The sequence below is a fragment of the Xanthobacter sp. genome (genome assembly GCF_041911315.1).
In the GTDB taxonomy this organism is placed as follows: domain Bacteria; phylum Pseudomonadota; class Alphaproteobacteria; order Rhizobiales; family Xanthobacteraceae; genus Xanthobacter; species Xanthobacter aminoxidans.
Genome location: NZ_JAYRPE010000050.1, coordinates 1 through 5,208 on the forward strand (window position 1 = coordinate 1; position 5,208 = coordinate 5,208).

1 protein-coding gene is annotated in these 5,208 nt (G+C 71.8%); it reads right to left on the minus strand.

The window, feature by feature from the left end; genetic code table 11:
- Positions 1-83: 83 nt before the first annotated feature.
- Positions 84-5,208: alpha-2-macroglobulin (locus ACE3QW_RS14785; protein WP_374252151.1), on the minus strand; the 5,125-nt coding region annotated here is incomplete at its 5' end.

Consider the following 5,208-nt stretch of genomic DNA (forward strand, 5'->3'; position numbering starts at 1 on the left):
GAGGCCGAGCCCCGCCGCGCCCGCCATCCAGCGCCAGCGGCGCCGGGGAGCGGGGCGGGGGTCGCCGATCTCGCCGGGGCCTCTCATCGGGCGGGCGCGACCTCCATGCTGCCGGCCGCCGTGCGGGCGAAGCGGTCGGGGCGATACATGTCTTCCACCATGGCCGGCGGATGGGCATAGCGACCGGGTGAAACCGCCCGCACCGTGTAGGCGACCACGAAGGGCTCGTCGCCCTCCTGTCGCGTCACGGAGGCGACGAAGCGGTCGTCGCGGAACTCCACATGGCCGGCCTCGCTGGTCTCGTCGAGCCAGGTGAAGCCGCCGTCGCCGCCCTTGATGAGGTTGGGGTTCTCGATCTCGAAGCCCGCCGGCAGGAAGTCCACCAGCAGCACGTCGGCGAGCGCGCTCTTCTCCTCGGAGAAGGTGAGCACCACCGCGAAGCGCTGGTTCTGCACCGCCTTGGTGGGGTCCGCCGGCTTGCCGTCGAGGGTGAAATACTTGCGGTCCAGCGAGAAGCCCTTGGCAATGGCCGGCTCGGGAGCGACCGGCGCGCCGTTGACGCCGATCACCACTTTCACCGCCTCGGTGCCCATGTTGCGCACCGTGAGCGGCCCGCGCTCGAGATCGGCGCGCGAGAGCTTGCTGCCGAACGGGCCGCGCACGAGGCCGCCATCCACCTCCAGCGTCATGTTGGCGGCGTTGGCGGCGAGGGTGCGGGCGGCCAGCAGCATCCACGCATTTTCCTGCGTGGAGGTGCGCTCCGTGCGCACCCGCGCCGCGTCCACGCGGGCGAGCGCCACGGCGGCCACCTTGTCGAGCCCCGCCTCGCGGGCGAGCACGGTGAGGGCGGCAGCGTCGCGCAGCACCGAGCCGAAATCGGAACGGCCGATCTCGGGCGCGGTGGCGCTGGCGGGAATGCCCTCCAGCGCCACGTTGAACGCCCGCTCCGCGCGGGTGCGGTCGCCGAGCAATGCGAGGGCCGCGCCCACCTGCCCGCGGGCCAGCGGCGAAGAGAGATCCTTCAGCCGCGTGTCGGCGATGTAGCGCAGGTCGCCCAAAGGCGCGCGGCCGTTGCGGGCCAGCACGTAAAGGGCATAGGCGAGTCCCTCGCTGGCGGAGCGCATGTCGGCCCCCGCGAGGTTCACCGTGTTGCGCAGCCGGTCCAGCGCCAGCGAGAAGGCCTGATCGGGAACGGTGAAGCCCTTCTCCTTCGCCCGGGTGAGGAAATCCACCACATAGGCGTCGAGCCAGGTGTCGCTGCCGCCCGCCGACCACAGGCCGAACGAGCCGTCCGACCCCTGCCGCGAGAACACGCGGACGATGGCGTCACGGATGCGCTGGTCGGCCTCCGGGTCTTTCGCCCGGCCCACGAGGACGGAGAGGTCGTTGTAGGAGAGCAGCGGCAGGGCGCGGCTCGTCACCTGCTCGGTGCAGCCATAGGGGTAGCGGTCGAGCGCCGCCAGCAGCGCCGGCACGTCGATGGCGCTGGAGGGCGACACGCTCACCGCCACGCTGCCGGTGCCCGGCAGCAGATCGGCGAGGAGATCGCGCGACACGCTGATGCTCTCGCCCGGGGCGAGGTTGCGCACCGTGCGCCGCTCGATGTCCGGATAGGCCGGGCGCACCTGCATCTGGAACGAGCGGGTGATGTCGATGCCCTGCCCCGTCAGCCGCGCGGTGAGGGTGGCGGAGCCGACGCCCCGGCCCTCCAGCGCGAGGCGCACGGACTGGCGCTGCTTCTGGGCCAGCGTGACGGGCGGCACGGTGCCGGTGACGGCGGCGGCACCCGTCGCGGTCACCTCCAGCCGGTAGTCGCCCGCCGGGCCTTCCACGTTGGTCAGGTCCAGGTTGACGCTGGAGCGGTCGCCGGAGGCGAGGAAGCGCGGCAAGGTGGCGAGCATCACCACCTTGTCCCGCACCACCACATCGGCCGAAGCGTGGCCGAGCCGGTTCTGGCTCCAGGCGATGGCCATCACGCGGAGCGTGCCGTCGAAGGCGGGCACGGGGAAGGAGACGGTGGCGGTGCCGTCCGCCCCGACGTCCACGAGGCCTGAGAACAGCGCCACGGGCGGGCCCTGCGGCGGGCTCGCCATCATCGCCGTCTCGCTGCCGTCGCCGCCGGAGCGCAGCCGGCCGGCAGCGCCCTGCATGCCGTCGATGAGCGCGCCGTAGAAGTCGCGGATCTCGGCGGCGAGCCGGCGCTGGCCGAACACCACATTGTCCGGCGCGGGCGGCTTGTAGCCGGTGAGGTTGAGGATCCCCACATCCACCGCCGCCACCGTCACATAGGCTTTCTCACCGGGCGGGAGGTTCGACACCTTCACGGGAATGGCGAGCGTGGTGTTGGGGCGCATGTCGGCGGGCGGGGAGAGCTCCACCTTCAGGGTGCGCGCCTCCTTGTCCACCGAGAACCAGGAGAGGCCCATGGCGCGGCCGGGCATGCGGCTCGCCTGAACATCCAGCGGGCGGTGGAGGAAGGCCACCACATAGGCCCCCGGCCCCCAGCCGCCCTCCACCTTGAAGCTGACCTTGGCGGCGCCCGGCTGCACCTGCAGCACCTTGGAGGCGCGCACGCCGTCATTCACCACCATCACCGTGGCGGTGCCGGCCGTGCGGGCGGTGAGCGTGGCTTCCAGCGTGTCGCCGGCGGCGTAGGCGGGCTTGTCGAGGGTCAGTTCCAGGCGGTCCGGCGTGTCGGCATTGCCGTCGCCGCCGAAACCGGCCTCGAAGGTGAGGGAGGTGAGCGGCAGGCCGTCGCCGGTGAGGTCGAGGCGATAGCGGCCGTACTGGGTGGGCACGGAGAGGCGGGCCGGGCCATCGGCGGTGGTGGCGATCACGCCTTCGCCGACGCGGGTCACGGTCTTCACCGGCTCATAATCCCACGAGCCGCTCACGCGGTACCACTGATAGCGCGTCTCGATGCGCGAGAGCTTCCATGTGAGGCCGGGCGAGGCGAGGAGCTTGTCGTCCACGCCCGCCACCACGACGTCGAAATTCGCCGTCTCGCCCTCGCGGACGCGATCGGCGAACAGCGGCTTCACGCCGATCTGGCTGCCGGCCGGCGCGAGCGGGAGCACGATGGTGCGCTGGACAGCGCGGCCGCCGGCCTCCACGAGGCGCACGAAGGCTTCCATCTCCAATGGCCGGGCGGTCTTGGGGAGCTGGCCCGCCAGCAGGCGGATCGTGGCGCGGCCACGGGCGTCGGTGACGGGGGCGTCGGCCGTGGGCTGGCGCTCGGCCAGCACCTCGTCCTGCGCATTGCCGAAGGCATAGCCGGCGAAGCCGGGCCGGTTGGCGGCGGCGCGCAGCTCGGTCTCCGCCTCCACGTCGAGGCCGGAGGCGGGGGCGCCGAACAGGAAACGGCCGTCCACCAGCACCTCCACCGCCTTGTCACGCGGCAGGCGCGGGGTGCGGGCCGTGAGGTCGAACTCCACCCGGTCGGGAACGTAATCCTCCACCAGGAACGTCACCTCGCCGATGGCGGGGGCCTTCAGGTCGGTGAGCGCCTTAGCCCGCCAGGTGCCGGTCATGGCGCCCTTGAGGATGGGCAGATCGAGCGTGCGCCCGCCCGCGCCCTGGTCCTGCACCACCACGCGGCGGTCGGCGACGCCATCGGGGCGCACCAGTTGCACGGTGAGGGGCACGTTGGGCGCCGCATTGCCCGCCGCGTCGCGCAGCAGGACGGTGACATGCACCGTCTCGCCGGAGCGGTAGACGCCGCGCTCGGTGGCGAGGAAGGCATCCAGCGCGCCCGGCGCCTCGCGGCCGGAGACGCCCCGGTCGGTGAGGTCGAAGGCATTCTCCTTCATGGAGAGGAAGGCGTAGTCGCCATTGGCGGCGCGCGCCGTCACCACCTCCGGTCCCATGCCGGCGGGACCGCGGGAGAGGCCGGCATCGAAGCGGGCATAGCCGTTGGCGTCGGTCTTCGCGGTGCCCAGCACCTCGTTGGAGCGGGCAACCAGCGTTACGTCCGCCCCGGCCACCGGCTCGGCGCTGCCCAGCAAGCGCACCAGCACATGCACGCCGTCCGGGCCGGCCAAGGCGGTCATGCCGAGATCGGAGACGATGAACCACTGGGTGGCGAGGCTGCCGTAGTCGTCGTCGCCGGAGGTCTCGCGGGGCTCGGCGGTCATGGCGTAGACGCCGGCTTCCAGCTTGCCCACCGCCTCGTTGACGGGGATAGCCGTGACCACATCGGCATTCAGCGCGCCGTCCACCTCCAGCGTGCCGGAGAACACCTCGATGCCGGCGCCCTCGGCGAGACGCTCGCGCACGTAGCCGTCGAGGCCCTGGCGGAACTCGCCCTGGATGGCGGTGGGCACGAGGCCCCGGTCGCCGATGCGCAGCACCTTGATCTTCAGCTCGCGCGAATTGACCGAGGTGACGGGGATGCCCTTCTGCCCGGTGCGCGGCAGCACATAGTTGCGGCCAGAGAAATGGGCCGAGGGCTGGCGATCCCGCACATAGATGGAAAGCTCGGTGGCCTTCTTCAGCTTCTCGCCATTGGCCGAGGGCACGCCGGGCCGCACCGCGATGGTGTAGCGGGAGCCGTGCTTGAGGCCCTCCACGCAGATCTGCCGCGCCTCGCCGGTGATGGCGGGCTTGTCCATGCCACCCACCTGCACGAAGGCGGAAAAGTCGGTGCCCGGCGCGATGTCGTCGGAGAATTGCACGCAGGCGCGGGGCGTCACGGCGTCGGATTCGACCGAATAGTCCACCAGCCGGAAGCCGTGCTCGTCCTTCAGCTTGTCATAGAAGGCGCGGTCGGCGGGGGTGTCGCGCAGGTCGAGGGCCAGCTTCATGGTGTCGATGGCCGGCTGCCACAGGCGCCGGTCGGCATAGACATGGCCGATGAAGGAGAGCGCCTCGCCCTCCTCCACCCGCGTCGTGGCGCGGCGATAGGCGATGAAGGCGGCGGCCAGCGCATTGTCGATGAAGGTGGAGGCGTCCTCGTCGTCGGTGGGCTTGATGGCCGCCAGCGAGCGGGCGAGGCGCATCCAGATGCCCGGGTCCTGCGCCTGCGCCAGCGCGAGGCCGGCATAGAGCTCGGCGGCGGCGCGGGCGTCATTGCGCTGGAAGGCCTGGGCGGCATCGCGCCGGGCCTTGTCCAGCGGACCGCTTGGGGCGGTGGCCTCGCGGCGCAGCAGCCGCTCATAGCGCCGAGCGCCGGCGATCAGATCCTGCCGCTGGAACGTCTTCTGGCTCGCC